General features: G+C 72.0%; 24 protein-coding genes. 18 read left to right on the top strand and 6 right to left on the bottom strand.

Translation table 11 applies throughout. From position 1 onward, the window contains the following. Positions 1–45: 45 nt before the first annotated feature. Positions 46–366 (top strand): hypothetical protein, encoded by a 321-nt coding sequence (locus WME95_RS35245; protein ID WP_437543914.1) that lies wholly within the window; start codon positions 46–48, stop codon positions 364–366. Here WME95_RS35245 and WME95_RS35250 read toward each other — a convergent pair. Then, entirely contained in the window at positions 333–803 is a 471-nt protein-coding gene (locus WME95_RS35250) for a GNAT family N-acetyltransferase (protein ID WP_437903724.1), read from the bottom strand. The two genes, WME95_RS35245 and WME95_RS35250, sit on opposite strands and share 34 nt — an antisense overlap. A gap of 318 nt (positions 804–1,121) precedes the next feature. On the opposite strand from WME95_RS35250, the gene WME95_RS35255 reads away from it, so the two are divergent. From WME95_RS35255 to WME95_RS35265, 3 genes are read left to right on the top strand one after another with little or no spacing between them, the layout of a single operon-like run. Beyond that, on the top strand, positions 1,122–1,985 hold the full coding sequence (locus WME95_RS35255; protein ID WP_437903725.1) for a lysophospholipid acyltransferase family protein: 864 nt from the start codon (positions 1,122–1,124) through the stop codon (positions 1,983–1,985). Beyond that, positions 1,982–2,917, top strand: a complete 936-nt coding sequence (locus tag WME95_RS35260; protein WP_437543918.1) for an SDR family oxidoreductase — start codon at positions 1,982–1,984, stop codon at positions 2,915–2,917. Before WME95_RS35255 ends, WME95_RS35260 begins: the two co-directional genes overlap by 4 nt. 36 nt (positions 2,918–2,953) lie before the next feature. Next, positions 2,954–4,519 (top strand): dipeptidyl-peptidase 3 family protein, encoded by a 1,566-nt coding sequence (locus WME95_RS35265; RefSeq protein WP_437903726.1) that lies wholly within the window; start codon positions 2,954–2,956, stop codon positions 4,517–4,519. Between the two features lie 18 nt (positions 4,520–4,537). Here the strand turns inward: WME95_RS35265 and WME95_RS35270 are convergent, their stop codons facing one another. Together WME95_RS35270 and WME95_RS35275 are read right to left on the bottom strand one after the other, a co-directional pair. Then, the gene (locus WME95_RS35270) at positions 4,538–6,229 is read right to left on the bottom strand and encodes a hypothetical protein (RefSeq protein ID WP_437903727.1); all 1,692 of its coding nucleotides are present in this window, start codon (positions 6,227–6,229) and stop codon (positions 4,538–4,540) included. Beyond that, positions 6,226–7,338 (bottom strand): hypothetical protein, encoded by a 1,113-nt coding sequence (locus tag WME95_RS35275; RefSeq protein ID WP_437903728.1) that lies wholly within the window; start codon positions 7,336–7,338, stop codon positions 6,226–6,228. The genes WME95_RS35270 and WME95_RS35275 overlap by 4 nt, the downstream gene beginning before the upstream one ends. Positions 7,339–7,561: 223 nt before the next feature. Here WME95_RS35275 and WME95_RS35280 point away from each other — a divergent pair, with 223 nt between their 5' ends. The 10 genes from WME95_RS35280 to WME95_RS35325 all read left to right on the top strand — a co-directional run bounded on the left by WME95_RS35280 (position 7,562) and on the right by WME95_RS35325 (position 18,920). Then, entirely contained in the window at positions 7,562–8,908 is a 1,347-nt protein-coding gene (locus tag WME95_RS35280; protein WP_437903729.1) for a serine/threonine-protein kinase, read from the top strand. A gap of 91 nt (positions 8,909–8,999) precedes the next feature. Continuing rightward, positions 9,000–9,986: an AAA family ATPase gene (locus WME95_RS35285; protein ID WP_437524192.1), complete on the top strand. Its 987-nt coding sequence runs from the start codon at positions 9,000–9,002 to the stop codon at positions 9,984–9,986. Continuing rightward, positions 9,983–10,891 carry a DUF58 domain-containing protein gene (locus tag WME95_RS35290; protein WP_437740753.1) on the top strand — a complete coding sequence of 303 codons (909 nt, stop codon included), beginning with the start codon at positions 9,983–9,985 and terminating at the stop codon, positions 10,889–10,891. Before WME95_RS35285 ends, WME95_RS35290 begins: the two co-directional genes overlap by 4 nt. After that, positions 10,888–12,144 (top strand): hypothetical protein, encoded by a 1,257-nt coding sequence (locus tag WME95_RS35295; RefSeq protein WP_437903730.1) that lies wholly within the window; start codon positions 10,888–10,890, stop codon positions 12,142–12,144. The genes WME95_RS35290 and WME95_RS35295 overlap by 4 nt, the downstream gene beginning before the upstream one ends. Continuing rightward, entirely contained in the window at positions 12,141–13,286 is a 1,146-nt protein-coding gene (locus WME95_RS35300) for a VWA domain-containing protein (protein ID WP_437903731.1), read from the top strand. The genes WME95_RS35295 and WME95_RS35300 overlap by 4 nt, the downstream gene beginning before the upstream one ends. Beyond that, positions 13,283–14,437, top strand: coding sequence for a vWA domain-containing protein (locus WME95_RS35305; RefSeq protein WP_437903732.1), 1,155 nt, complete (start codon positions 13,283–13,285; stop codon positions 14,435–14,437). Before WME95_RS35300 ends, WME95_RS35305 begins: the two co-directional genes overlap by 4 nt. Beyond that, a complete protein-coding gene (locus WME95_RS35310) occupies positions 14,424–15,506 on the top strand; it encodes a tetratricopeptide repeat protein (RefSeq protein WP_437903733.1) in 1,083 nt (360 codons plus the stop codon). The genes WME95_RS35305 and WME95_RS35310 overlap by 14 nt, the downstream gene beginning before the upstream one ends. After that, positions 15,503–17,476, top strand: coding sequence for a BatD family protein (locus tag WME95_RS35315; protein ID WP_437903734.1), 1,974 nt, complete (start codon positions 15,503–15,505; stop codon positions 17,474–17,476). Before WME95_RS35310 ends, WME95_RS35315 begins: the two co-directional genes overlap by 4 nt. Further along, positions 17,461–18,309, top strand: coding sequence for a hypothetical protein (locus WME95_RS35320; protein WP_437903735.1), 849 nt, complete (start codon positions 17,461–17,463; stop codon positions 18,307–18,309). Before WME95_RS35315 ends, WME95_RS35320 begins: the two co-directional genes overlap by 16 nt. Positions 18,310–18,338: 29 nt before the next feature. Beyond that, entirely contained in the window at positions 18,339–18,920 is a 582-nt protein-coding gene (locus WME95_RS35325) for a hypothetical protein (protein WP_012239127.1), read from the top strand. A 30-nt stretch (positions 18,921–18,950) separates the two neighbouring features. Here WME95_RS35325 and WME95_RS35330 read toward each other — a convergent pair whose 3' ends face one another. Beyond that, positions 18,951–19,514, bottom strand: coding sequence for an ExbD/TolR family protein (locus WME95_RS35330; protein ID WP_437543942.1), 564 nt, complete (start codon positions 19,512–19,514; stop codon positions 18,951–18,953). 689 nt (positions 19,515–20,203) lie between these two features. Between WME95_RS35330 and WME95_RS35335 the strand changes: the two genes are divergently transcribed. The 4 genes from WME95_RS35335 to WME95_RS35350 all read left to right on the top strand — a co-directional run bounded on the left by WME95_RS35335 (position 20,204) and on the right by WME95_RS35350 (position 24,424). Further along, positions 20,204–21,067, top strand: coding sequence for a helix-turn-helix domain-containing protein (locus WME95_RS35335; protein ID WP_437543946.1), 864 nt, complete (start codon positions 20,204–20,206; stop codon positions 21,065–21,067). Between the two features lie 125 nt (positions 21,068–21,192). Then, a complete protein-coding gene (locus WME95_RS35340) occupies positions 21,193–22,332 on the top strand; it encodes a phospholipase D-like domain-containing protein (RefSeq protein WP_437543948.1) in 1,140 nt (379 codons plus the stop codon). 47 nt (positions 22,333–22,379) lie between these two features. Then, positions 22,380–23,219: an AAA family ATPase gene (locus WME95_RS35345; protein ID WP_437903736.1), complete on the top strand. Its 840-nt coding sequence runs from the start codon at positions 22,380–22,382 to the stop codon at positions 23,217–23,219. Positions 23,220–23,221: 2 nt separating this feature from the next. After that, positions 23,222–24,424, top strand: coding sequence for a vWA domain-containing protein (locus WME95_RS35350; RefSeq protein WP_437903737.1), 1,203 nt, complete (start codon positions 23,222–23,224; stop codon positions 24,422–24,424). Positions 24,425–24,447: 23 nt separating this feature from the next. Here WME95_RS35350 and WME95_RS35355 read toward each other — a convergent pair whose 3' ends face one another. Together WME95_RS35355 and WME95_RS35360 are read right to left on the bottom strand one after the other, a co-directional pair. Further along, complete coding sequence (locus WME95_RS35355) at positions 24,448–25,335, bottom strand: Uma2 family endonuclease (protein WP_437903738.1); 888 nt, start codon at positions 25,333–25,335, stop codon at positions 24,448–24,450. Between the two features lie 58 nt (positions 25,336–25,393). Next, positions 25,394–26,080: a sensor histidine kinase gene (locus WME95_RS35360; RefSeq protein ID WP_437543956.1), complete on the bottom strand. Its 687-nt coding sequence runs from the start codon at positions 26,078–26,080 to the stop codon at positions 25,394–25,396. Between the last annotated feature and the right edge of the window lie 92 nt (positions 26,081–26,172).

Below are 26,172 nucleotides of genomic sequence, written 5' to 3' on the forward strand. Positions count from 1 at the left end.
AAAGACGCGCCGCGCGTCGGACGTTACCCCGGGGGGAACCAGCTCATGCGCTCGCTTTTTGAGCAGGTCGTCGAGTGCTGTGGCCTCGCACCCGCGTTCGCCAGAAAGATCATCCAGGATGCCTGCGAGCGGAGCGATGTGTCACCGCCCGAAGCGATGACGCCAGCCGATCTCATCCGCACGCTCCCTCACATCCGCCAGGCCCTCGGCGTCTTCCTCGATCCCGGGGAGGTGGCGCTGAAGACGGCCGCGATGCGAGCCCTCGTCAAGGGCTCCTGGCCGTCGATGGCCGCGGTCGTCCCCCCTGGTTCGAACCAGGAGAGCCGGACCCCTCAGGACGAGCCGAAGGCCAAATCGAGCTCATAGAGCTCGTAGTGCGAACGCCGCATTCCGAGCGCGACATACGTCGACTGCGCTCGCGCGTTCTCGGTCTCCACGTACAGGCGGATACCGCACACGTCCCCCGCGTCCGCCGCCATCTCGTGGACTCGCTGATACAGCGCCCGGAAGACCCCGCTGCGCCGCTGCGCGGGGGTCACATAGACGGACTGGATCCACCAGAAAGTACCGTTTCTCCAGTCACTCCATTCGTAGGTGACCATCAGCTGCCCGGCCATCTCGGACGCGTGCTCGGCCACCAGATAGAACCCTTTGGCGGCATCCGCGATCAGCGCGGCGGCGCCGCGGAGGGTGGTGGCGGCATCCAGCACCTTGCCCTCCGTCTCGAGCGCCATCGCCCGGTTGTTCGCCGCGATCAGCGCGGCGTCGGTGGGCGCCGCCCGGCGGATCACGAGCGCTGTCACGAGGCGACCTCCCGGCGGGCGTCGCAGGGACGTTCTCCGGCCGTACGGCCGGAGAGCGCGGAAGCGCGGCATCGGATCGACATGGCCGACCCCATACCGCGGGCAGCACGGCTGCTCAATGACGACACGCGCGACGCGTACGACGTCGCCGCGGCGCGTTATGTTTCGAGGAGCGATCCTCGACGAGCGCGCCCGGCGCGCGGCGCGCGGTCCATGGCTCCGCCGCGCCGGCTGCCTCTTGCGGCGGTTGGCGGAGGTTGTGCTCCTCGCCCGATCGCGCATACCCTCCGGGCGCCGAAGCCTCCCGGAGGGTGACCCTTGACACTGCTCGTCAGCGACTCGATTGCCCAGCGCGTCCAGCGGCTGGAGATCCCTTTCAACAGCTTCGGGGTCGATCCTTACGGCATCTCCCAGAAGCACCTGGGTCTCTTCTTCTCCCTCCTGGATTTCTTCTATCATCACTACTTCTCGGTGGGCGTGACGGGCCTGGAGAACGTCCCCGCGCGCGGGCGGGCGATGCTCGTCGGCAATCACTGCGGGGGAGTCGCCATCGACGGGGCGATGGTGGTCGCGTCGATGTTCTTCGCGATGGATCCTCCGCGTCTGGCCGAGGGGATGGCGGAGAAGTTCATCAATCGCCTCCCCTTCACCTCGCTCTGGTCGAGCCGCACAGGGCAGTTCACCGGCCTCCCCGAGCACGCGAGCCGCCTCCTCGAGGACGAGCGGCTGCTCATGGTGTTCCCCGAGGGGGCGCGCGGCACCGCCAAGCTCTACAGCGAGCGCAACTCGCTCGTGCACTTCGGGTCGGGGTTCGTCCGGCTCGCGATGAAGACGAGGACGCCCGTCATCCCCTTCGGCTTCGTCGGCGGCGGCGAGGCGGTGCCGACCATCGCCAACTCGTACACGATCGGCCGGCTGTTCGGCGTGCCGTACATCCCGATCACCCCGTACCTCATCCCGGCGCCGCTGCCGGTCCAGCTGGAGATCACGTATGGCGAGCCGATGACGTTCGCCGGGACCGGCGCCGAGGAAGACGAGGTGATCCTGGGCCACGTCGAGCAGGTGAAGGCGAGGATCGCCGAGCTCATCGAGGACGGTCGAAAGCGGCGCCGCGGGAAGCTTTCGGTGGACTGGCGCGGCGCCACGCCGCCCAGGCCCACCTCATCGAAGGAGCACGCATGAGGGTCCTCATCCCAGGGATCACCGGCCAGCTGGGCCGCATGGTCGCGACGCGCCTCCTCGAGGAGGGGCACGAGGTGATCGGCATCGACCGGCGGCCGTGGCCGACCGCCCCGGCCGGCGTCGAGATGCACAACGTGGATCTGCAGAAGCGCGCCGCGGAGGACGTGTTCCGCAAGGCCCGGCCCCAGGCCGTCATCCACATGGCGACCGTGACGCACCTCGTGGAGCAGACGGAGGAGCGGTATCGGATCAACCTCGGCGGCACGCGCGTCGTCTTCGACAACAGCCGCGCCTGCGGGGTCGAACACGTGATCTTCGTCGGCCGACACACCTACTACGGCGCCGGCCCCGAGTCGCCGCTCTACCACACGGAGGAGGATCCTCCGATGGCGGTGTCCACCTTCCCCGAGCTCGCCGACCTCGTCGCGGCCGATCTCTACGCCTGCACGGCGCTCTGGCGCGCTCCCGAGCTCTGCACGACCGTTCTCCGCATGTGCTACACGCTCGGCCCGACAGGCCACGGCACGCTGGCGAGCTTCCTCCGCGGCCCCCGCGTCCCGTACGTGCTCGGGTTCGACCCGCTGTTCCAGTTCATGCACGAGCAGGACGTCGTGACCGCCATCTGCCTCGCCCTCGAGAAGCGCATCCGCGGCGTCTACAACGTCTCTGGCCCGCAGCCTGTGCCCCTGTCGCTCATCATCCGGGCGGCGGGCCGGGTGGCGTTGCCCCTCCCCGAGTTCGTGCTGCGCAACGCGTTCGGCCGCTTCGGCCTGCCGAAGCTCCCTCGCGCGGCGCTGACCCACATCAAGTACCCCGTCGTCGTGGACGGGGCCGCGTTCCGCGCCGCGACCGGGTTCAAGCACGCCATCGACGAAGCCGAGGCCATCCGCGAGTACCGCGACGCCCACCCGGTCCCGGCGAGCCGCCCCTGAGCCGGGGAGTTCATCTCATGAGATAAGGAGGTCCCGATGTTGTCCGAGAAGGTCAATCAGTTCGCGCCGGCCAGGCTCACCGCGGACATCGACGGTCTGCCCGAGCCGGAGAGGAGAGCGCTCGGCAAGCTCATCGAGGCTTCGCGGCAGCTCGATCCCGTGTTCGATCGGCAGGCCTACGCCGGGAACCCGGAGCTCCGCGAGGAGCTGGTGGCGGACGGCACCCCGGAGGGGCGGGACAGGCTCGCCTATTTCGACATCATGCGCGGCCCGTGGGACAGGCAGGATCACCACCGCCCCTTCGCCATCGACAGGCCCCATCCTCCCGGCGCTGGCTTCTACCCGGAAGATCTCTCGGCCGACGAGCTCAACGCGTGGGTCGAGCAGCACCCGGGCGACAAGGAGGCCTTCAACAGCCTGTTCACGCTCATCCGCCGGGACCAGGGCCGGCTCGTCGCCGTGCCGTACAGCCAGGCCTACGCCGCGTGGCTCGGCCCCGCCGGCGCGCTCCTCGAGGAGGCCGCGGCGCTCACCGCGAGCGAGAGCCTAAGGCGGTTCCTGAGGTCCCGGGCCGCCGCGTTCCGCTCCGACGACTACTATGCATCCGACAAGGACTGGATGGACCTCGACAGCCGCGTCGAGGTGACCATCGGCCCTTACGAGACCTACGAGGACGAGCTCCTCGGCCTCAAGGCCTCGTTCGAGTCGTTCGTCACGGTGAGCGACCCCGACGCTTCCCGCAAGCTCTCGAAGTACAAGGAGCTCCTCCCGGAGATGGAGCGCAACCTGCCTGTCCCCGAGGACGTGAAGACGGCGCGCGGCGGGGAGAGCCCCATCCAGGTCGTCGACCTCGTGTTCAGCGCCGGCGACGCCCGCAAATCGGTCCAGACGATCGCGTTCAACCTGCCGAACGACGAGCGCGTCCGCGCCGAGAAGGGGGCCAAGAAGGTCCTGCTCCGCAACGTCATCGAGACGAAGTTCGAGCTGATCATGCGCCCTATCGCCGAGCGCATCCTCGACCCGGCGCAGCTCGATCACCTGTCCTCCGACGCGTTCTTCAACGAGACGCTCTTCCACGAGCTCTCGCACAGCCTCGGCCCTGCGTTCACGACCGCGAGCGGGGAGCGGGTCGAGGTGCGGATCGCGCTCGGCCCGACGTACTCCGCGCTGGAGGAGGCCAAGGCCGACGTGATGGGCGCTTACAACGTCCTCTTCATGATCCAGCGAGGCCACTTCGCGGCGGATTTCAGGGAAAAGCTCCTCATCTCCTATTTCGCAGGGCTCTTCAGGAGCACCCGCTTCGGCGTGGCCGAGGCGCACGGCAAGGGGGCCGCCCTCCAGATCAACCGGTTCCTCGAGGAGCGCGCCGCCCGCTTCGACCCGGCGACACGGCGCTTCACCGTCGACGCCGAGGAGCTCGAGGCCGCCATCACCCGCCTCGTCCGCGATCTCTGCATGGTGCAGCACCGCGGCGACAGGCAGGCCGCCGGCGAGCTCCTCGCCAGGTACGGAGAGGTCTCGGCGCCGATGCAGCAAGCGCTCGGCGGCCTCGCGGGGATCCCGATCGACATCCGGCCGATCTACCCGCTCGCCGGCGAGTGAGCCGCCGGCGAGCGGCGCTCACGGCCCGATCTGCACGAGGAACGCGTCGCCGGCGCCCTGGCTCACGGCCGTGGCTGCCCCGCGATCGAGGGCGCCGTCGAAGCGGCCGGTCACCCAGCCGTCGCCGAGGAGATCGACGGCGACGGCCGCGCTGCGCTGCTCGCCCGAGTCGCCGAACGAGCGCAACCAGATCGGGTTGCTGGCAGGGTCGAGCTTCGCCACGAACACGTCCGCGGCGCCCGTGGCCGAGTGCGCCTCCGTGCCGATGTCCAGGTTCCCCAGGAAGGAGCCGGTGAGGAGGATGTTGCCCGCGAGATCGACCGCGACGGAGGCGCCCTCCTGGTCGGCGTCGTCGCCGAAGTCCTCGCACCACTGCAGGACGCCGTTGTCGTCCAGACGGATGAGGAAGACGTCCTTGTCTCCATTGCTCGTGAGCAGCGACTCGCCGAGGGAGAGCGCTCCCCGGAACGAGCCGGTCACGAGGATGTTGCCCGCTCCATCGACGGCCACGCCGAGCGCCTCGGCCGCGTTGGTCGCGTCGGCCGCCTTGCTCCAGACGTGGTCGCCCGAGGGGTCGAGCTTCGCGACGAACAGGTTGGTCTTGGCGTCGGTGGTGAGCGGCCTCTCGCCCCCGAGATCGACCTCCCCGCTGAACCAGCCGACGACGACGATGTCGCCGTCGCCGTCGACGGCGACGCCGGTACCGGCCTGATCTCCCTGGCCGCCGAGCCGCTTGGCCCAGTCGACGTGGCCGGCGGCGTCGAGCTTGACCAGGAAGGCGTCGCTCCTGCCGTGGCTCTCCAGGGTGAACCGCTCGCCCCGGCGGCCCTCGCCGAAATCGAGCGTGCCCGAGAACTCGCCGGTGATGAAGGCGTTCCCCGCCTGGTCCACGGCGATCGCCGCCGCGTGTTGCGTGGCCTCGTCGCCGAACCGCCGGCTGAACTGGTGCGCCCCGTTCGCGTCGAACCGCGCCACGACGACGTCGGCGCGGCGGCCGGCGCCCTCGAGCACGCCGCCGCCGAAATCGACGTCGCCGGCCGCGCTGCCCGCGAGCACCACGTCGCCCCCCGGCGCGAGCGCGACCGCCCGGGCGACGCTGTCCGCGAAGCGGCGGCCGAACCGGAACCGACCCTCGCGCCTGGAGGCGTCGCGGGAGAACGAGACGAGGAAAGCGTCCGGCTCGCCGAGCGCGCCCAGCTCGTCCGACGGGCCCGCGCCGAGATCGGTGCTGCCCGACGCCGAGCCGACCACGACGACGGCGTCGGCCGAGGCGGCGATGCCCAGGCCCTGCTGAGCGCCGGCCCCGCCGAGCGCGACGCTGTGCACGGGGTCGCCCGTGCACGCTCGCCCGTCGCAGTTCTCGTCCTCGAGCGTGGCGCAGCTCTCGAACGCGGGCAGCACCTGGCCGACGCAGGCGCCGACGTCGGTCCCGTCGTCATTGCACGCGGCGACGCCGGCGACGCAGAGGCCGACGCCCCGCGTGCCCTGCGGCCCCGCGTAGCAGTCCGCCTCGGTGAGGGGAACGCAGATCTCCTGAACCTCGCCGCCGCCGCCCGCCCCGCCGCCGCCGCCACCTCCCCCCGCGCCCACCGGCGCGGGATCCGCCGCGACGTCGGGGAACGGCGCGATGAAGGCGCACGCGCCGAGGCCGGCGCAGGCGAGGGCGAGCGCGGCGACGGCGCCCGCTCCGGGGCGAGGTGCGCCGCTCACAGCACTCCCCGCACGGCGACCCCGGCGCCGTCCGCGCCGACCCATGGCGAGAGCGCCGTCGGGCGGGGGGCGCGCGGCGCCGCGGGCGCAGGCCGCCGCCCGGCGGCGTCCGGACGAGCCGCGGGCGAGGAGGACGAGGGCCAGAAGAGGTAGGTGGCGAAGCCGCCCGCGATGACGGCGGCCCCGGTGAGCACCGTGCTCGTGACGGCGAGCGCTTGCCCGCGATCGTGCAGCGCCTGCCGCTCGCCCAGCGAGCCCGGGGCAGGGTTCTCGTTCTTCTTCAGGAAGCTGTGCCGCACGTCGTACGCCATGGCGCCCGTGACCACGGCGCCGGCGGCGAGCGCGGCCGCCGTCCCCACGACGATCACCGGCGAGATGCGCGGGCCGGGCGCGGGCGCGCTGGGCAGCGCCGGGCGCGCGGGCGCGCTCGACCGCAGGACCGCGAGCGAGCGCTTGCGGCCGAGCTCGGCCCGCAGCTCGACGACCGCGCCCGTCTCGGCCTGCACCGTCGCCTCGAACCGCGCCGCATAGTTCTCGGCCGCCACGACGACCCGCCGCGCCCCGGGGCTCACGAGGATGGCCGCGCCGACGAGCGCGGCGTGGATCGGCTCACCATCGATCTCGACGCGCACGCCGGTCGCGTCCTCGGGCAGCTGCAGGACGATCTGCGACGTCTTCACGCGAAGCTTCTCTAGTCGCGCCCGCGACTCCCTGGCGAGCGCGATCTCGTTCCGCGCGGTCGCGCCGGACGCAGCGAGCTCAAATGCGTTGAGCGCCTCGACGACGTGGCCGAGCGCCTCGTGACAGACGCCGAGGTGATACCAGAGAGGCGGGGACACGACGATCTTGCTGATGCGTTCGTACGTCTCCAGCGCCTCTGCCCACCGGCCGCTGTCCTCCGCGGCGAGGCCGAGCGCGAAGAGGTGCCGCGCGGACGCGAGGTCCGCGGCGCTCGGCTTGTGGGGCGCAGCGACAGCCGCAGTGTCGCTCGCGACCGCGGCCGGCGGCGCGCGGCCGGCGTCCTCCGGGGAAGGCTCGGCGAACGCAGCCGGACCGACGCCGACCAGGGCGAAGAATACCACTCCGCCGATGGTGATCCGATGCTTCACCCACGCCTCCTTCCATCACCAAGCGATAGAGGCAGTCTAACCGTACTCACGCCGACCGATCCTCGACAACTGGAAAATTGTTTGAGATTAGCGTCCGATCCTGGAACGCTCTTGCACGACCCTCCTGGAACGCTCTCCCACTGTCGGTGAGAGCTTCAGCATGGTCGGACTCACGACGACACAGGAGTCGCAGGTACGAGCTGTGATAGCGCCCGTCGATCTTGTGCCAGGCCAGCTTCTCGGCCGCTATGAGCTGCTGATCGCCATCGCGCAGGGCGGAATGGGGACCGTGTGGGCGGCCCGAGAGCGCGGCGGGGCGGCGGGCGACAAGATCGTGGCAGTCAAGACGATGCTGCCGGCGCTCTCCAGCGATCCGCGCTGCAAGCGCATGTTCCTCACGGAGTCGCGCATCGCCTCCCGGATCAAGCACCCCAATGTGTGCGCGATCCTGGATCAAGGTGAGCAGAGCGGGGTGCTCTACTTCGTGATGGAGTGGATCGACGGCGACGCGCTCGTGGCGCTGCTCGGCGGCAGCACCCGCAAGCAGGGCAGCCCGCTCCCCCTGCCCGTCGCGGTGAGGATCGCGATCGAGGCGGCGCGTGGGCTGCATGCGGCCCACGAGCTACGGGACGACGGCGGCGCGCTGGTCGGGCTCGTTCACCGGGACGTGTCGCCGCACAACATCCTGATCACGCGGGACGGCTCGGTCAAAATCGCCGATTTCGGCGTGGCCAAGGCCATGGCGCAGGTGGACAACCCGACGACCAACACCGGGCACATGAAGGGCAAGATCCTCTTCATGGCGCCCGAGCAGGTCTATAGCGAGCAGCTGGACCGGCGGTCCGACATCTTCGCGCTCGGGATCGTGCTCTATCAGCTGACGACGGGCACGCACCCGTTCGCCGCCAGCCACGACCTCGCGACGATGGCGCGCATCGCGCGGCCCGAGCCGGTCGATCCGCCGGGCCCCCTCGTCCCCGGGTACCCCCCCGCGCTCGAGGCGGCGGTGATGCGCGCGCTCGCCAAGGATCCGGCCGAGCGCTTCGCGACGATGGCCGAGCTCGCGGACGCGCTCGAGGCGGTGGACGCCGCCCTCGGCAGCCGCCCTGGCGAGGTCACGGGGTACATCCGCAACGCGCTCGCCGCGCGCACCGCGCGTCGCACGGCGCTGATCAAGGACGCGTTGCGCGCCGCGGACGGCAGGGCGCGGGGGCGCGCCCCCTCGCGCCTGGACCCGCGCCGCCGCGCCCGGACGATCGCCACCGCGGCGGCGCTCGTCGCCTCGGGCGCGCTGCTCGGGGCGGCGACGCTCCTGTGGATCGGCCTCGGGGAGGGCCCCGGCGCGCCGCCCGTGGCGGTGCCCGCGGCGCCGACCGTCACGGTGGAGCCGCGCCCGGGGGTCGCCACCGCCGAGCCGCGCGCCCCGGAGCCCGCGCGCGTGTCAGAGCCGGCCCCGTCCACCGCGCCCGCGGCGCCGCCGTCCTCCACCCCCGCCGCGAGCGCGAGCCCGCCTCGCTCCCGATCGCCTGCCGAGACCGGGCGCGCCAAATTCCGCGAGCCCGGCTTCTAGCGCGCGCCGCGGCCCCGCCTCGCGCCGAGGAATATTCGATCGGCGCCGGTTGTCCTCGGGCGGCCGGGCTTGCTATGAGCTCCCACCCGTTATGCACGACGTACGCGCCCTGAACGAGCTGGTCGCCAAAGAGAGCGCCTTCATCGACACCCTGCTGAGCGAGGTCGGCAAGGTCATCGTCGGCCAGACGTACATGATCGAGCGCATCCTCATCGGGCTGCTCACCGGGGGGCACGTGCTCCTCGAGGGCGTCCCGGGCCTCGCCAAGACGCTCACGGTGCGGACGCTCTGCGACGCCATCCACGCGAAGTTCTCGCGGATCCAGTTCACGCCGGATCTGCTGCCCGCCGACCTCATCGGCACCGTCATCTACAACCACCAGAAGGGCGACTTCACCTCGAAGCTGGGCCCGATCTTCGCGAACCTCGTGCTCGCCGACGAGATCAACCGCGCCCCGGCGAAGGTGCAGAGCGCGCTCCTCGAGGCGATGCAGGAGCGGCAGGTCACGATCGGCGACACGACCTACCCGCTGCCGAGCCCGTTCGTGGTCATGGCGACCCAGAACCCGATCGAGCAGGAGGGGACCTACCGCCTCCCGGAGGCGCAGGTCGACAGGTTCATGCTCATGGTCAAGGTCGGGTACCCCGCGCGGGCCGAGGAGCGGCAGATCATCGACCGCACGACAGGGGTAGTCGAGGGCAAGGCCGCGAAGGTGACGACCCCCGAGGAGCTCGTGTCCGCGCGCAAGGTCGTGCGCGACGTGTACATGGATGATCGCGTGAAGGACTACATCGTGGACGTGGTCTTCGCGACGCGCGAGCCCGGGCAGAAGGGGATGCGGGAGCTGAGCAGCCTCATCGAGTACGGGGCGAGCCCGCGCGCCTCGATCGCGCTGGCGCTGGCGGCGCGCGCGCACGCCTTCCTGCGCCACCGGGGCTACGTCACGCCGGAGGACGTGAAGGCGATCGGCCCCGACGTGCTCCGGCACCGGGTCGTCCTGACCTACGAGGCGGAGGCCGAGGAGGTCACGTCCGAGCAGATCGTCCGGCGCGTGTTCGAGGTGGTCGAGGTGCCGTGATCAAGGCCTCCGGCTCGAAGAACCCGCTGCCGCCGGAGCTCCTGAAGCAGCTCCGGCGCATCGAGATCCGGACGCGACGGCTCGCCAACGAGCAGCTCTCCGGGACGTACTCGTCCGTCTTCAAGGGGCAAGGGCTCTCGTTCCGCGAGGTCCGCGCCTACCTGCCCGGCGACGACGTGCGCTGGATCGACTGGAACGTCTCGGCCCGCATGAGCGAGCCGTTCGTGAAGGTGTTCGTCGAGGAGCGGGAGATGACCGTCATGCTGGTCGTCGACGCCTCGCAGAGCGAGCAGTTCGGCACGCGGCGCGCGTCGAAGGCGCGCGTGGCCGCCGAGATCGCCGCGCTCTGCTCCTTCAGCGCCATCAAGAACAACGATCGCGTGGGCCTCGTGCTCGCGACCGAGGCCATCGAGAAGCTCGTCCCGCCGAAGAAGGGGGACAAGCACGTGATGCGCGTCATCCGCGAGATCCTCGGGCACGAGCCGAAGTACACGGGGACGAACCTGAAGCTCGCGCTCGAGACGCTGGTGAAGGTGGCCAAGCGGAGGAGCGTGGCCTTCGTGATCAGCGATTTCTTCGCCTCCGGCTTCGAGCGCTCGCTCTCGCTCGCGAGCGCCAAGCACGACGTGATCCCGGTGATGCTCGTCGACCCGCGCGACGAGGAGCTGCCCGACGTGGGGCTCGCGACGTTCGAGGACCTGGAGACCGGGGAAGAGGTCGTGGTGGACACCGGCGACCGGGCGGTGCGCGACCACTACCGCGCCGCCATGCGCAAGCTCAGGAGCGACCGCGACAAGCTGTTCAAGAAGCTCGCGCTCGACGCCGTGGTGGTGAAGACCGGCGAGAGCTTCGTGAGCCCGCTGCGCGACCTGTTCGCCAAGCGGGCGCGGAGGCTCAGGCGATGAGGGCGCGTCGCTCGGCGGTCCACGCCCCGCGCGGCGCGAGCCCGCTCGCGTGGGCCGCGCTGGCGGCGGCGCTCGCGTGCGCGTCGCCGGCACGATCGCAGCCGGACGCCGGCGGCGCCGGAGGGCCCGCCGCGGACGACGTCCCGCCGCCGCCGCCTCCGGCCCCGGCGCCGGCAGCCACGGCCCCGGCAGCCACGGAGCGCGGCGAGAGCGTGTGGGCCTCGTGCGCGGAGCACGTGCCGCCCGGCGCGACGCGCCCCCGGATCGAGGAGACGTTCCCGAAGAACGGGTTCAGCGGGTACGCGGCCCACCTCGAGATCACGGTCACGCACGGCAAGGGCGAGACGGTGCTGCCGGAGGGCTTCAAGGTCCAGGGCGACAGCGACGCCGCGCGCGCGATCCAGAAGGCGGGGTTCGTCCTGCCGGAGGCCGACGCGGGCGCGGGGCCGACCAGCACGACGACGGCGACCGACGCCGGCGCCACGACCAGGCTCGTCATCCCGTTCGTCCCGCTGCCCAAGGAGCCGGGGAGGAGCGCCCTCCTGCTGCCGCCGGTGCCGATCGCCGTGTCCCGCGCGAGCGGGGAGCTCGTCACCGTCTGCACCCGGCCGCACGAGATCGTGATCCAGGACCCGATCGCCAACGAGCGGGACCCCAAGGTCAAGCCGAACCCGCCGCCGAGGCCGCAGCGGGAGGAGTGGGTGCTCGCGAAGCAGCTCACGGTCGGCATCCTCATCGGCGCGGCGCTCGGGCTGCTCGTTGCGTGGCTGGTCCGGCGCTGGCTGCGCCGGCCCCGCGTGGTGGCCGCGCCGCCGCCCAAGCTGCCGTGGGTCGCCGCGCTCGAGGAGCTCGAGGCGCTCCGGCGCTCCGACCTGCTCGGCGAGGGGCGGACCGGTGAGTACTTCGACCGCGTGAGCGACTGCGTGCGCAAGTACCTCGGCGCGCGGTACGGCTTCGACGGCCTCGAGACGACGAGCGACGAGATGCGGGACCTGCTCGCGCGGGTGCGCCCGCCCGTGCCGGTGCTGCCGCAGATCGCGCGGTTCCTCGCCGACTGCGACCTCGTGAAGTTCGCGCGCCTCCAGCCGACCGAGGCCGACTGCCTCACGGCGCTCGACGACGGCGAGAACATCGTGCACCGCACGACCCCGCCCGCGGCGCGTCCCGGCGACGGCGCCGGCCCCCGGAGCTCGCCCGCCGGCGGGCAGCAGCCGCCCGCTCGCCCGTCCCGGGCGCCAGAGGAGGCGCCTTGAGCCGCACGAAGCGCGCATCGCTCGCCGTCATCGCGACGCTCGTCGTCGCCGCGCTCGCCTGCGTGTACCCCTACCTCGCGCGCCGCGACGCCTGGTCCTCGGCGAGCTGGCAGAACCCGTGGTTCTTGCTCGCGCTCATCGCGGTGCCCGTCGTCTGGTACTGGGGCATCTTCGCCGAGGACGCGCGCAGGCCGCGGCTCCGGCTGGGCACGGTCGCGCCGCTCGCGCGCGGGCCGCGCGGCCTGCGCAGCCACCTGCGCGACCTGCCGGGCGTGCTGCGCGCCGTGGCGCTCGCGCTGCTCGTCCTCGCGATGGGGCGGCCGGTCAGCGTGCTCCGCGAGCAGCGCTCGGACGATAAGGGCATCGACATCGTCGTGGCGCTCGACCTGTCGGGCTCGATGCGCGCGATCCTCGACGCGCGGGCGAGCGACCTCCCCGGCCAGCCGAAGCTGCCGCGCGGCAAGCGGCTGACCCGGCTCGACACGGCCAAGCTCGTCCTCCAGGACTTCATCAGCCGCAGGAGGACGGATCGCCTCGGCGTCGTCGTCTTCGGCAAGGCCGCCTACGTGCTGTCGCCGCCGACGCTCGACTACCACCTGCTGACGCAGATGGTCTCGCAGATGACGCTCAACGTGATCGACGGCAGCGCGACGGCGATCGGCGACGCGCTCGGCACCGCGGTCGCCCGCCTGCGCAGGAGCGACGCGCAGTCGAAGGTCGTCATCCTCCTGACCGACGGCGACTCGAACGCCGGGGCCATCTCCCCCGAGTACGCGACCCACCTCGCGACCTCGCTCGGCGCGAAGGTCTACACGATCCAGATCGGCACCGACGACGAGGTCGAGGTCGAGGACGGCATCGATCTCTTCGGGCAGCCGCGCTACGTGCGCCACCGCTTCCCGGTGAACCCCGCGCTGCTCCAGGAGATCGCCCAGAAGACCGGCGGCGCGTCGTACGTGGCGACCGACGCGAAGGCGCTCGCGGACAGCATGCACGACGTGCTCGACCGGCTGGAGAAGACCCGCTTCGAGGCGTCGAGCGCCGCGTACGAGGATCTCTTCCCGTTCCTGCTGCTGCCCGGGGTGTTCCTGATCGGGCTCGACGCGCTCCTGCGCGCCTGGCTGCTCCGGAGGTTCCCGTGAACTTTGCGGCCCCCTGGTTCCTGCTCGGGACGGCGTTCGCCGCGCTGATCGGCCTCCTGCTCATCCTGGGCGGCTTCGGCGTGGCGCGCGCCATCAAGCGCTTCGGCGACGAGGATCGCGTGAAGGCGCTCACGACCGCCGATCCGGCGAAGCGCCGCGCCTGGAAGGGCGTGCTGCTCGTGCTCGCGACGGCGCTCGCGTTCGTGGCCGCGGCGCGCCCCCAGTACGGCAAAGGCACGCGGCTCGTGCCGGCGACCAACGTCGACGTGGTGGTCGTGCTCGACTACTCGAAGAGCATGTACGCGCGCGACGTCGAGCCGTCCCGCATCTTCCGGGCGAAGGTCGAGGTCGCCCGCCTCATTAAGGATCTCGAGGGCGCGCGCTTCGGCGCGGTCGCGTTCGCCGGCGAGCCGATGGGCTTCCCGCTGACCGCCGACGGCGCGGCGATCGCGCAGTTCTTCCGCCAGCTCGACCCGAACGACATGCCGATCGGCGGCACGGCGATCGCGCGCGCGCTCGACCAGGCGAACGAGCTCCTGAGGCGCGATCCGAAGTCCGCCGAGCACAAGCGGATCATCCTGCTCGTCACGGACGGCGAGGACCTCGAGGGCTACCCGCTGAGCGTCGCCCAGGCGATCGGCGCCCAGGGCACGACGATCCACGTCGTCCAGATCGGCGGGCGCACGCCGGAGCCGATCCCCGAGATCGGCCAGGACGGCCGCATCGTCGGGTGGCGGACGGATCGCCAGGGCAAGCCGCTCACGACCGAGCTGTCGCTGTCGGGCGAGCAGCAGCTCGCGTCGATCGCGCAGGCGACCCCGGGCGGGCAGATCATCCGCGCGGAGAAGGGGACCACGGGCATCGAGACGATCGCTGCAGAGCTCCGGCGGCAGATGAAGAGCGAGCTCTCGGAGCGGGTCGAGACGGTCTACGCGGACGTCTACTTCTACCCGCTCGGCCTCGCGATCCTGCTCCTCATCGCCGAGGTGTTCCTCAAGGACGCTCCGCGCCGTCGCTTCGTGGCGACGCGCCCCGAGGCCGCGCCGAAGCGCGCCGCGTTGCTGAAGGGGCGCCCGCTCGGCGCGGACCTCGCGGCGGGAGCGGGGCAGGCTCCTGAGCGCAACGCGGGAGGGCCGCATGCCGCGTCGTGATCGCAAGCGCGTGGATCTCGCCGGCTTCTTCGCGCGCCGCGGGCGCTGGATCGCGATCGGGCTCGCCGCCGCGTGCCTCACCGGGGCCGCGTTCTCGGCGGCGACCGGGTGCAGCGGGTGGGATCCGACGTCCCCGTTCGAGCGGAACGCGCCGGCGGTCGACCGGGCGATCCGCGATCTCGACGCGGGCAACCTCGAGTCTGCCGAGCAGGCCCTCGCGAGCTACCTGGGGACGGGCCCGTGCAGCGACGCCGGCATCGGGCTGCCGGACTCCGTGCGCCAGAAGCCGAACGGCTCGTTCGATCTCGGGCTGACGCTGTTCCATCTGGCCGAGCGCTACGGTCATCGGTTCGGCGACGAGGAGCTCGCGGACGGCGGGCCGGAGCAGGAGCAGAGCGACGCGCTGCGCGGGATCGAGATCGACTGCGCGCTGATCCTCCTGAAGGCGATCGGGGCCGATCCGAGCGTGCCGGCCGACCTGCGCGCACGGGCCCGCTACCTCTCGGGCAACCTCGAGTTCTTGCGGCGCAAGTACGAGGACGCCGTGACGTATTACGATCAGGCGCTGGCCATCATCCCCGGGGTCCTCGAGGAGGCCGGCGGCGACGGCGTCGGCCGGGACGCGGCCTGGAACCGGGCGATCGCCCTGCGGCGCATCGAGGACCAGAAGGACGCCGCGCCGCCGGACGCAGAGCCCGACGCGCCGCCGGACGCAGAGCCCGATGCGCCGCCGGACGCAGAGCCCGACGCGGGCGATGACGGCGGCGACCAGGACGCGGGCGACGATGGCGGAGAGCCTGACGCGGGCGACGACGGCGGTGACCAGGACGCGGGCAACGACGGCGGCGACCAGGATCAGAGCCCTGACGCTGGCCCGCAGGACCAGACGCCCGACGCCGGTTCACCCGAGCAACCCGAGCCGCCGCGCGAGCAGCCCCAGGAGCCGCCGCAGACCGGTCGGCAGGACGATCGCATCCTCGACCAGCTCGAGGAGGCGCCGACGTACCAGGAGCAGGAAGCGAAGAACAAGGCCGGTATGCGGCGCGGCCGCGGCATGGAGGACAAGTGACGCGCCCGCTCGCGCTCGCCGCGCGCTCCCCTGCCCCGCTCGCGCTCGCCCTCCCGCGTCTCGCGCCGCTCGCGACCGCGCTGCTCGTGGCGTTGCTCGCGTTGATCGCCCCGCTCCGCGCGCGCGCCCAGCAGCAGCCGGAGCTCTCGGCGCGCGCGAGCTCCACCGACGTCGAGGTCGGCGAGCCGTTCACGGTCGAGGTGAAGGCGCTCGTCGAGCGCGGCGCCGGCATGCCCTCCGATCCGGAGCTGCGTGTCCCGCCCGACCTCTCCATCGTCTCCGGCCCGAGCATCGGGACGCAGATGAAGACCCAGCTCGGGGGCGGCGTCATGATCACGCAGCTGGGCATCAGCGCGACGTGGCAGATCGTCGCGAACAAGCCCGGCCGCTACACCATCCCCGGGCCGACGATCTCGTGGAACGGCAGGCGCCTGCCGGCGGCTCCGATCATGATCAAGGTCGCGCCGGCGAGCGGGCGGCCTCGCCGGCCGAACAACCCGTTCCTCTTGCCCGGCGGCCCGCTGCAGGGCTTCCCGTGGCCGTTCGGCGGCTCGGGCGGCCTCTTCGACGACGAGAGGACCCAGGACGAGCCCGAGGCCGAGGCGACAGAGCTGGCGATGCCGCGCGAGCCGGACCCGGTGGTGTTCCTGCGCGCCATCCCCGACAAGACGACCGCGGTGGTCGGCGAGCAGGTCACGGTCTCGTTCTACCTGTACTTCCGCGAGAACGCCGAGATGACCGAGCCCCGCGCCGCGCCCGCCGCGGACTTCCTTCGCCACCCGCTCCTCGAGGACCCCCGCAACGAGCGCCCCGTGTACACGCGGGTCGGCGGGCACCGCTACGCGGCCCGCCTCGTCGACAAGCTGGCGCTGTTCCCGCTGAAGACGGGCGAGCTGCACACGGGCAGCATGCAGACGCGCATCTCCGGGCGCCGGATCGGCGCGCGCGTGCTGCGCGAATCGAACGACGTCGTCGTCAAGGTCACGGAGCCGCCCCTCGCCGGCCGCCCGTCCGGCTATGCCGTCGGCGACGTCGGTCAGTTCACGCTCAAGGCGACGGTGCAGCCGCGCCAGATCGAGCAGGGCGGCTCGGTGGCCGTGACCGTGCAGATCGCGGGCACCGGCAACTTCCCCCAGTCGCTCCGGGTGCCGGAGCGGACCGGGCTCGAGTGGCTCGACCCGGAGAAGCGCGACGCGATCGAGCCGCGCGGCGGCGCGATCGGCGGCACCCGATCGTTCGGCTACGTCGTCCGGATCCAGGAGAGCGGCGCGGTCGATCTCGGGAAGATCGAGCTCCCCTACTGGGATCCGGCGCAGAAGCGCTACGTGGTCGAGCGCGCCGAGCTCGGCGTCGTCCAGGTCAGCCCGGTGGCTCCTCCGGCGTCGTCCGGACCGCCGTCCAGGGCGCCTCGCGCCGAGGGCGACGGCGCTGGCCGGGGCGAGCCGTTCGCCGGCATGCCGGGGCTCCGCACGTCGCTCGGCCCGCACGCCCCGCCCGCGACGCTGCCCCTCGACGGCGCGCCGTTCTGGCTGCTCCTGGCCGCGCCGCCGCTCGTCGTGACGCTGTTCGGCGCGGGCGATCGGCTCGTGCGCCGTGCGCGCGATCGCCGCGCGGCGGGCGCGACCTCGCCCGCCCGGCTCGCGGCGATCGCCCTGCGCGAAGCGGAGGAGGCGGCCGCGCAGGGGGATCTCGGGGCGACGGCCGCGGCGATCGAGCGCGCGGTGCACCGGGCGATCGAGTCCGCGACGGGCCTCCGCTCGCGCGGCGTCCTGCTCGCGGAGCTCCCGGGCGAGCTCGACCGGCGCGGCGTCCCCGGGCCGCTCTCGTCGCGCGCTTGCGAGGCGCTGGCCGCGTGCGAAGCGATCCGGTTCGAGCCGACCGCGCAGGAGGGCGGCGGCGCCGCCGCCGCGGCGCTCGTCGAGCAGAGCCGCGCCGTGGTTACCGAGCTCGCGCGATGGAAGCCCGCGTGAACGGCCGCGGCAGGCGCCTCCTCGCCGGCGCGCTCCTCCTCGCCGGGAGCCTCGCGTCGGCGCTGCCGTCGAGCGAGGCGCGCGCGCAGCCGGCGGAGCCCCCGGAGGTGCTGTTCCAGGAGGGCACGGCCGCGCTCGGCCGCGGCGAGTACGGCGCGGCGATCGACACGTTCGAGCTGCTCGCCGACCGCGGCTTCGTGCACCCGGACGCGAGCTACAACCGCGGGCTCGCCTACGTCACGCGCGTCCGCGAGGGCGCGGATCGCCCGGGAGACCTCGGCCGGGCGGCGGCCGCGTTCGAGGAGGCGCTGCGGCTCCGTCCAGGCGACGCCGACGCGGATCGGGCGCTGGATCTCGTGCGCGCCGAGATCACCCGCCGGCGCTCGCGCCGCGCCACGGATGCGGTCGACGTGCGCCCGACGCTCGGCCGGGTCATCGTCGGCCTCGCCTCGGAGCGCACCTGGGCGGCGGCCGCGCTCCTCGCGTCGCTGCTCCTCGCCTTGGGCGTGGTCCTGCGGCGCCGCCCTGCCGGCCCCGCGCACGTCGCGGGCAGCGTCCTTGCGCCGACGGCGCTCGTCGCGCTGCTCGCGCTGGTGCCGCTCACCTATGCGGCGCGGCACCTCCGCCTCACGACCCGGGCTGGCGTCGTGGTGGTCCCCGAGGTCCGGCTCCTCGACGAGGACGGGCGCGCGCTGCCCCGCGCGGAGCAGAGCGCGATCCCCGAGGGTGCCTCGGTCGAGGTCGGCAGGAGATCGGGCGCGCTCGCGGAGGTCCGCTGGGGCGCCACCGAGGGCTGGGTTCCGGCGTCGAGCATCCGGTTGCTCGCTCCATGAGCCGCGCCATCGTGTGCTAGGTTGTCCGCGTGTGGGTACGCCGCGCAGCCATTCGCCCCGTCCCCTCGTACGCTCAGGTGCCGGCGCGCGTCCTGTCCGAGATCGAGGATCAGCTCGCCGAGGATGACGACGACTCGCGCAAGCAGCTCGACGACGCGTTCACGCGCTTCGAGCAGACGCAGCCAGCGCTCGCAGACCGGATCTCCTCGGTGCTGTCCGGCCCGCTCGACGAGACGGCGCTCGCCCTCGGCTATTTCCTGACGCTGGCGATCTGGCTCGCCTTCGACGAGCTGTTCGGTCAGGACCTCGACGAGGTCACCGAGACGGCGCTCACGGGCGTCGAGGAGTCGCTGAACCTGGACGAGCAGATCCGCCTCCACGATCCTGCCGAGGCGGTCGACTCGGACGACGTCATCGCGATGGAGCAGCCCGACGTCCTCGCCTTCGTGCAGGAGCACCTCGACGCGGCGCTCGAGGCGAACGCGCACGAGGTCGACGTCGACGACGTCCACGCGATCTACCGGGTGGTGCTGATCGAGGTCCTGGCGCTGAGCTACGCCGTCCGCCCGCCCTCGAACTGGGTAGCGCTGACAACCGAGTTCACCGCGTAACGCGTTTCCCCCGTCGCTCAACCACCGCTCTCAGCGGGCGGAGAAGGTGGCCAGGAAGGCTGGCATCTCGGCGCTGCGGCCGTCGTCCAGGAGGACGGTTCGGCGCGGGGCGTTGATCGCGTCGAGCACGGCGACGAGCTCACGGAACGGCGTCTTGTTGTCGCTGTGGAGCACCGCCTGGTCGGCCCGGCGGTCGCTCGGGGCGCGGTGCTCGCCGCTCCGCTCCCACTCGCGCCGGATGGCCTCGCCGAGCTCTCTGTAACGGATCGCGGTGGCTCCCGCCCCGCCGATCTCGACAGGACGTTTGGGGACGCTCACCTCGCTCAGGACGGTCGCGCCCTGCTTCCACACGAGGTTGAACTGGTCCTCGCCGACATGGACGTGCATCGTCCTGAGAGGCTCCTTCTGGCACTCCTCCCCGCACCCCGCGGCGGCAGGCACCTCCGCGCTGGTCTTGAGCCGCGAGTTCGTGACCCACACCGCCGTGATCAGCAGGAAGGCGATGGTCACCATCAGCAGATCGATGAACGGAATCATGTTGATCTCGCTGTTTCGCGCCCGCCTCTCGCCACCTCCCACGTCGACGCCCGCCATGGCTGCCTCCTTGTGTGTTCTTGTTGCCGCCGCGCACTCGCCAGCTCCGCGGCCGCGCTGCGACAGGAGGACAGAGCGCGGCGCGCGCCGGATGTTCCTGGAAAGCACCAACGTTCGCTCCCCCCGCCACGGGTGAACCGCTCTCGCGCGTGGGCCGCGCCGGCGATCCCGATCAAGGAAGAGCGCGACGAGCGATCCCTCGGGCGGCCGACGCTCCGCATCGTCCACTATTTCGGAGGCGCCTCGATCCGCCCAGCCCCCAAAAAAAACGCAACGCGTCATTTTCGAGCAGTCTCCTCAACGGCCGCCCTGAACATGGAAAGGGCGGATGAGAAGCTCGATTTCCTGGGCATAAGCGAAGATGCGGCAGCCTCGCGCCACGGACGGGAGGGCGTCGTGCCGTCCTCGGGTCAGCACAGCGTGCCGCCCCTCGTGCGTCATGGCCGAGCTGTCTCTTGACAGACAATCCGTTATAACGGATGATGTGCCTACGGGTTGGAGGTGAAGCGGATGCGCCCCCAGAGTGCTCAAGTGATCGACCTCGAGGAATACCGGCAACAGCGGCGGGCAGCTCGGAACAAGCATGTTCCCGAGAGCAACAGGCCGATGTCGTCGGGAAGCTCTTTGACCATGCCGGTCGCCCTCTGGTGGTTCCCGATCTGGACGTGGATGCCCGTCTGGCAGGTGCGATGAAATCCGTCCGTCAGAACACGCCACGGAGCTCGCCGGGGCTGGTCTCCGGCGATGGGCTCGGCGCGTCGTTGCCCGTGGAGGGTTATCAGAACGGCGTGCAAGCGTCCGCCGTATCGACGGGGCGCCCTCCGTCGCCTGCTGGACCGCGCTCGCACCGCAGGCCGGAGAGCTTCGCTGGCCCCGCGAGCTCGTACTCCAGCCGCGCCAACGGAACCAACGGAGAAGCGCCGCAGCGGGACGTGGACGAGGCGTCTGGAGACGCCTGGGCCTATGAGATGGCCCCGCAGGACGCCTCCTCGGCGCTCACCGGCATCGTCGGGGCCAACCTGCGTCGCCTCCGGACCAAGCGAGGGCTCTCCCTCGAGCGGCTGGCGAAGGCGTCTGGCGTGAGCCGGGCGATGCTCAGCCAGATCGAGCTCGGCCAGAGCACGCCGACGATCAACGTGCTCTGGAAGATCGCGCGGGCGCTCGGCGTGCCCTTCTCGGCGCTGATCAGCGACCAGTCGCTCGGCGGCACATCGCTCATCCTGGCCGCGCGCGCCAAGGTGTTGACGTCGCATGACGGCTCGTTCACGTCCCGCGCGCTGTTCCCGTTCGACGTGCCGAGGACAGTCGAGTTCTACGAGATCACGCTCGCGCCCCTCGCCACCGAACACGCGGATCCTCACCCGCCGGGCACCGTGGAGAACCTCGTGGTGACCGCCGGGACGCTGGAGATGGTCGTCGGCGCCGAGCGCCATGTGCTCGCGACCGGCGACGCGATCCTGTTCGACGCCGACGTGCCCCATCAGTACAGGAACCCGACCGATCAGCAGGTCATCCTGTACCTGGTGATGACGTACGTCGAGAAGACGGGCTGATCGGGGCGCTCGACAGCCAGGATCACCCCGCTGACCGACGCCGGCCAAGCATCACGCCGGGGCGTCGCGGGCCCGTCCGCGCTATCATCGCGCCGCCTCGTCCCGGGCAGCCTGGCCCCCGCCGCATGTCCCAGCCCCCTCCCGCGCCCGCGTTCGCCGAGATGACCGTCGGCGCGCACCGCCTCGCGCTCCTCAAGGACGGCGCGCAGACCTACCCGGCCATGCTCGAGGCGATCGCCCGCGCCCGGCGCACGATCTGCCTCGAGACGTACATCCTCCGGGTCGATCGCACCGGCCAGCGCTTCGCCGAGGCGCTCATGGAGCGGGCGGCGGCCGGCGTCGAGGTGAACGTCCTCTTCGACGCCTGGGGCTCCTCCGTCTCGTCGTCCTTCCTCGACGGGCTCCACCGCGCCGGCGTCCGGTCCCTCGCCTTCCGCCCCCTCGACCTCTCCGCCCCACTCGGGAAGGTCGCCCGCCGCGACCACCGCAAGGCGCTCATCGTCGACGGTGCGATCGCCTTCACGGGCGGCCTCAACCTCTCCGACGACTACGCGGCGCCGGAGGACGGCGGCGCCGACTGGCGCGATACCCATCTCCGCATCGAGGGCCCCGCCGCCGCCGAGCTCCAGTACTTCTTCTTGCGCACGTGGCAGCGCACGGGCGGCGCCCCCATCGACGACGAGCGCTACGGCTACGCCGAGCGCAGGCCCGACCCCGCCGTCCAGATCATCAGCAACGACCTCCCCCGCCGCAGGCACCGCCACGGCATCCGCGACGCCTACCGGCACGCCATCGAGCGCGCCCGGCGCAGGATCTACATCACCAACGCTTACTTCCTGCCGCCGCTCCGGATCATCCACGTGCTCTCCGCCGCGGCCCGCCGCGGCGTCGACGTCAGGATCATGGTCGCCGGCACCACCGACGTGCCCGCGGTCCTGCTCGCGTCGCGCGCGATCTACGGCCACCTCCTCGACGCCGGCGCCCGCATGTTCGAGTGGCGAGGCCGCGTCCTTCACGCCAAGACCGCGGTCATCGACGGCCTCTGGTCCACCGTCGGCTCCACCAACCTCGACAGCCAGTCGCTCCGCATGAACCTCGAGGTGAACGCCGTCGTCTCGCACCGCGGGTTCGCGGGCGCGATGGAGCGGATGTTCGCCGACGACCTCTCTTACTGCCGCGAGATCACCGCCGCGGGCTGGGCCCAGCGCCCCCTCTGGGAGCGGGCCGCCTCGTGGACGGCCTACCTCGCGCGCGACTGGCTCTGATCCCCGCGCGGTCCGCCGCGATCGGCGGGGGATGCTACCGTTCCGGCATGTCCGACTTCCGCCGCTTCCGCGGCACCGAACGCTACCTCACGAGCGAGGCGCTCGAGGCCGCCGTCAACTGCGCGCTGGTCCTGGAGCGGCCGCTCCTCGTCAAGGGAGAGCCCGGCACCGGCAAGACGTTGCTCGCCGAGGCCATCGCGCGGAGCCTGTCGGCCGAGCTCATCACCTGGCACGTCAAGAGCACCACGCGGGCCCAGGACGGGCTCTACGTCTATGACACCGTGCAGCGGCTCTACGATGCGCGCTTCGGCGACGGCGACGTCCGCGACATCCGCCGGTACATCAAGCTCGGCCCGCTCGGTAACGCGTTCAACGCCTCGGCGCGCGTCGTGCTCCTCATCGACGAGGTCGACAAGGCGGACCTCGAGTTCCCGAACGATCTCCTCCACGAGCTCGATCGGATGCGCTTCCGCGTCGCCGAGACCGGCGACGAGATCGTCGCGCGGGAGCGGCCCGTCGTCATCATCACCAGCAACAACGAGAAGGAGCTGCCGGACGCGTTCCTGCGCCGCTGCGTCTTCCACTTCATCGATTTCCCGGAGCCCGAGCTCATGCGGGAGATCCTCCACGTCCACCACCCCGATCTCGATCGGACGCTCGCCGACCAGGCGATGCAGGTGTTCTACGAGATCCGGAAGAACACCCGGATCCGGAAGCGCCCCTCGACGAGCGAGCTCATCGACTGGATCGCCGTCCTGCGGAGGGCGGGCGTGGGCGAGGTGAAGCTCGACAAGGCGCTGCCGTTCCTCGGCGCGCTGCTCAAGAAGGAGCAGGACCTTGTCGCGCTGGCCGATCAGCTGGCGGGCGGCAGGCGGTTCCGGTCGTAGCGATGTTCGTCGCGTTCCTCTACGAGCTCCGGGCCCGCAAGGTCCCGGTCGGCGCACAGGAGGCGGTCGGCCTCGCGTGCGCGCTCGCCGCGGGCCTCCACGAGAGCTCGCTCGAGGGCTTCTACCACGTCGCGCGGGCGATGCTCGTGCACTCGGAGGCGCACCTCGACGACTTCGATCTGGCGTTCGCCCAGCACTTCCGCGGCGTGCACGTGGAGGCCAAGGCGGTGACGGAGGAGCTCCTCTCGTGGCTCCGGGATCCCATCAAGATGCGCGCCCTCTCCGACGAGGAGAGGGCGATGATCGAGGAGCTCGATCTGGAGGAGGTGCTCCGGCGGTTCGAGGAGCGCCTCCGCGAGCAGCGCGAGCGCCACGACGGGGGCAGCCGGTGGATCGGGACCGGCGGCACCTCACCGTTCGGCCGCGGCGGCTTCCATCCGAGCGGCATCCAGGTCGGCGGCCCCGCGGGCGGGCGCAGCGGCGCCGTGCAGAACGCCGACGCCCGCCGCTACCGCCCCTACCGCAGCGATCTCACGCTCGACGTGCGCCAGATCGAGGTGGCGCTGCGCAAGCTGCGCGCCTTCGCGCGCGAGGGCGGCGATCGCGAGCTCGACATCGAGGCGACGATCGACGCGACGGCCAGGAACGCGGGCGAGATCGAGATCGTCACGAGGCCCCCGCGCCGGCCGAACACGCGCGTGATCCTGATGATGGACGTGGGCGGCTCGATGGATCCCAGCGCCGCGCTCGTGTCGCAGCTCTTCAGCGCGGCGAAGCGCGCGACGCACTGGAAGGAGCTGAGGAGCTACTACTTCCACAACTGCGTCTACGAGAGGGTCTTCAGGACCGAGGGGCTCCTCGACCCCGTCCCGGTGCGCGAGCTCCTCCGCGAGTGCGGCAAGCACCACAAGCTCGTGATGGTCGGAGACGCCTCGATGGCGCCCTACGAGCTGCTCGGCTCGTCGGGCTCCGGCGGCGGCGCGGGCTCCTCGTTCGACCCCGACGCGCGGCTGCCCGGCGTCGCCTGGCTGATGATGCTCCGCGACCATTTCGACCGCGCCGTGTGGCTGAACCCGGACGGGATCGGCCCTTATCCCCACCCGACCGTCGACGCGATCAAGAGCATCTTCCCGATGTTCGCGCTCACGCTGGAGGGCCTGGGAGAGGCCATCGCCGAGCTCGTCCGCGGCCGCGGCCGCGCCTGATCCGCGCGGCGCGCGGGCCCGGGTCAACGGCCCGCGCGGCCGAACACCTCCGCCGTGGCCGACGCGACGAGGGCGCGGTCGAGCCAGCGGTCGAGCTCGCGCTCGCTCCTGCACGACGAGATCTTCGCGGCGGCCGCCTTCGTGAGCCGCAATCCTCGCCGAGCGAGGACACGCCTCAGCGCGTCGCGCTTGCCCTCGAGGATCCCCTCTTCGCGGCCTTCCTCGCGCCCCGCTTCGCGGCCTTCCTCGCGCCCCGCTTCACGCCCCTCTTCGCGGCCTTCCTCGCGCCCCTGCTCGCGTCCTTCCTCGCGCCCTGCATCGAGCACGGCGTCGAGATCCTCGTATCCGCGCCGCTGGAGGAGGTTGGTCAGCGTGCTCTTCTCCGCCTCGCTCCGGTCGTAGAGCGCCTCGACCCGGACCGCGTTCTTCAGGATGCCCGGCGCGCTCAGCAGCTCCCCGGGGAGCGCGACGCGCACCTTCCGGCGCGGCTCGTGCACCTCGACCCGCCGTGGACCGGTGAGGCGCACCACCCACAAGAGCTTCGTACCAGCCGCGAGCAGGTCGGCGATCTTCTCCTTGAGCGCCTCCTCGTCCTGCCCCACGTCGGCGTACTCGATCGCGAGCTCCGGCACGCCCTTCACCCAGCCCGGCCTGTCGGGGACGTTCCCCACCGCGACGTCCGGCGCGCGGAGGGTGCCCGGTTCCGGGGAGTACCCCGTGTCCACGCCCACCTCCTTGACCGCCGGGTCCCACCCCACGACCGAGCTGCCCAGGTGGTTCGGCCCCGAGGCACGCCCCCCCGTGGGGGCGCAGTAGACGGGGTGGCCGTTCGACAGCTCGTACGGATCCCCCGCGCGGAGGTGCTCCGCGCGGAAAGGGCCGCGCTCCGCCGTCCGGCGCTTCACCTGCATGAGAGGACGATAGCACGCCGGGGATGCGCCCCGGGGAGCGCGCCACGCTCCGCGCCCGTCACGCGTTCGGCAACCACATGCGGAACGCCGCGCCCCCGCATCGGCCCGCCGTCGCTGTGATCTCGCCGCCGTGCGCCTCGACGATGACCCGGCTCAGCGCGAGGCCGAGGCCGGTCCCCTTCACCTTGGCGGTCACGAGCGGCTCGAAGAGGTGGGCGGCCACGCACGGAGGAACGCCGGGGCCGTTGTCCTCGATCTCGAGGTGCGTGCGCTCGTCGCCCCTCCACGCCCGCGTGACGATCTCGCCGCCGGGCCCCTCGAACGCCTCGATCGCGTTGAGGTAGAGGTTCGAGAAGACGCGCTCGAGCAGGATCGGATCGCACAGGAGCGTGAGGTCGGCCGGCGCGACGGCGACCTCGAACCGGACCGCCGTGGGCAGCACCAGCGCGTGCCGCGCGCTCTCGATGAGCCGGCCGAGGTGCGCCGGCTCGCGCCGCAGCGGCTCGCCGCGCGCCAGCCCGAGGACGCTGCCGATGACCTCGTGCGCCTTGCGGATCTCGCACGTCACGCGGTCGAGGTGGCGCAGCAGGCGAGGCCGATCGTCGAGGTCGCGCTGCGCCAGGTAGAGCGACGACTCCGCGACCGCGAGGGCGTTGCGCAGCTCGTGGGCGACGCTCGCGCCGACCGCCCCCGCCGCGGCCAGGCGCGCCGCGCAGCACGCCGCCTCGTGACCCTCCTTTTCCATAAAGCAAAGCGCAGCGTAGCCGATCCCCGAGCGATCGCCCGCGCGCGCTCCGCGCTCCGCGCCCCCGCGCTCCGTGCGTCGTTGCCGCCGCC

This window comes from Sorangium sp. So ce327 (genome assembly GCF_051530205.1).
GTDB classification, from domain to species: domain Bacteria; phylum Myxococcota_A; class Polyangia; order Polyangiales; family Polyangiaceae; genus Sorangium; species Sorangium cellulosum_B.

Bases quoted from the DNA above. Each gene is read 5' to 3' on its own strand.
- WME95_RS35245 (WP_437543914.1), top strand. From the start codon at position 46: ATGCGCTCGCTTTTTGAGCAGGTCGTCGAGTGCTGTGGCCTCGCACCC.
- WME95_RS35260 (WP_437543918.1), top strand. From the start codon at position 1,982: ATGAGGGTCCTCATCCCAGGGATCACCGGCCAGCTGGGCCGCATGGTC.
- WME95_RS35265 (WP_437903726.1), top strand. From the start codon at position 2,954: ATGTTGTCCGAGAAGGTCAATCAGTTCGCGCCGGCCAGGCTCACCGCG.
- WME95_RS35285 (WP_437524192.1), top strand. From the start codon at position 9,000: ATGCACGACGTACGCGCCCTGAACGAGCTGGTCGCCAAAGAGAGCGCC.
- WME95_RS35295 (WP_437903730.1), top strand. From the start codon at position 10,888: ATGAGGGCGCGTCGCTCGGCGGTCCACGCCCCGCGCGGCGCGAGCCCG.
- WME95_RS35310 (WP_437903733.1), top strand. From the start codon at position 14,424: ATGCCGCGTCGTGATCGCAAGCGCGTGGATCTCGCCGGCTTCTTCGCG.
- WME95_RS35320 (WP_437903735.1), top strand. From the start codon at position 17,461: ATGGAAGCCCGCGTGAACGGCCGCGGCAGGCGCCTCCTCGCCGGCGCG.
- WME95_RS35330 (WP_437543942.1), bottom strand. From the start codon at position 19,514: ATGGCGGGCGTCGACGTGGGAGGTGGCGAGAGGCGGGCGCGAAACAGC.
- WME95_RS35335 (WP_437543946.1), top strand. From the start codon at position 20,204: ATGAAATCCGTCCGTCAGAACACGCCACGGAGCTCGCCGGGGCTGGTC.
- WME95_RS35340 (WP_437543948.1), top strand. From the start codon at position 21,193: ATGTCCCAGCCCCCTCCCGCGCCCGCGTTCGCCGAGATGACCGTCGGC.
- WME95_RS35345 (WP_437903736.1), top strand. From the start codon at position 22,380: ATGTCCGACTTCCGCCGCTTCCGCGGCACCGAACGCTACCTCACGAGC.
- WME95_RS35350 (WP_437903737.1), top strand. From the start codon at position 23,222: ATGTTCGTCGCGTTCCTCTACGAGCTCCGGGCCCGCAAGGTCCCGGTC.
- WME95_RS35355 (WP_437903738.1), bottom strand. From the start codon at position 25,335: ATGCAGGTGAAGCGCCGGACGGCGGAGCGCGGCCCTTTCCGCGCGGAG.
- WME95_RS35360 (WP_437543956.1), bottom strand. From the start codon at position 26,080: ATGGAAAAGGAGGGTCACGAGGCGGCGTGCTGCGCGGCGCGCCTGGCC.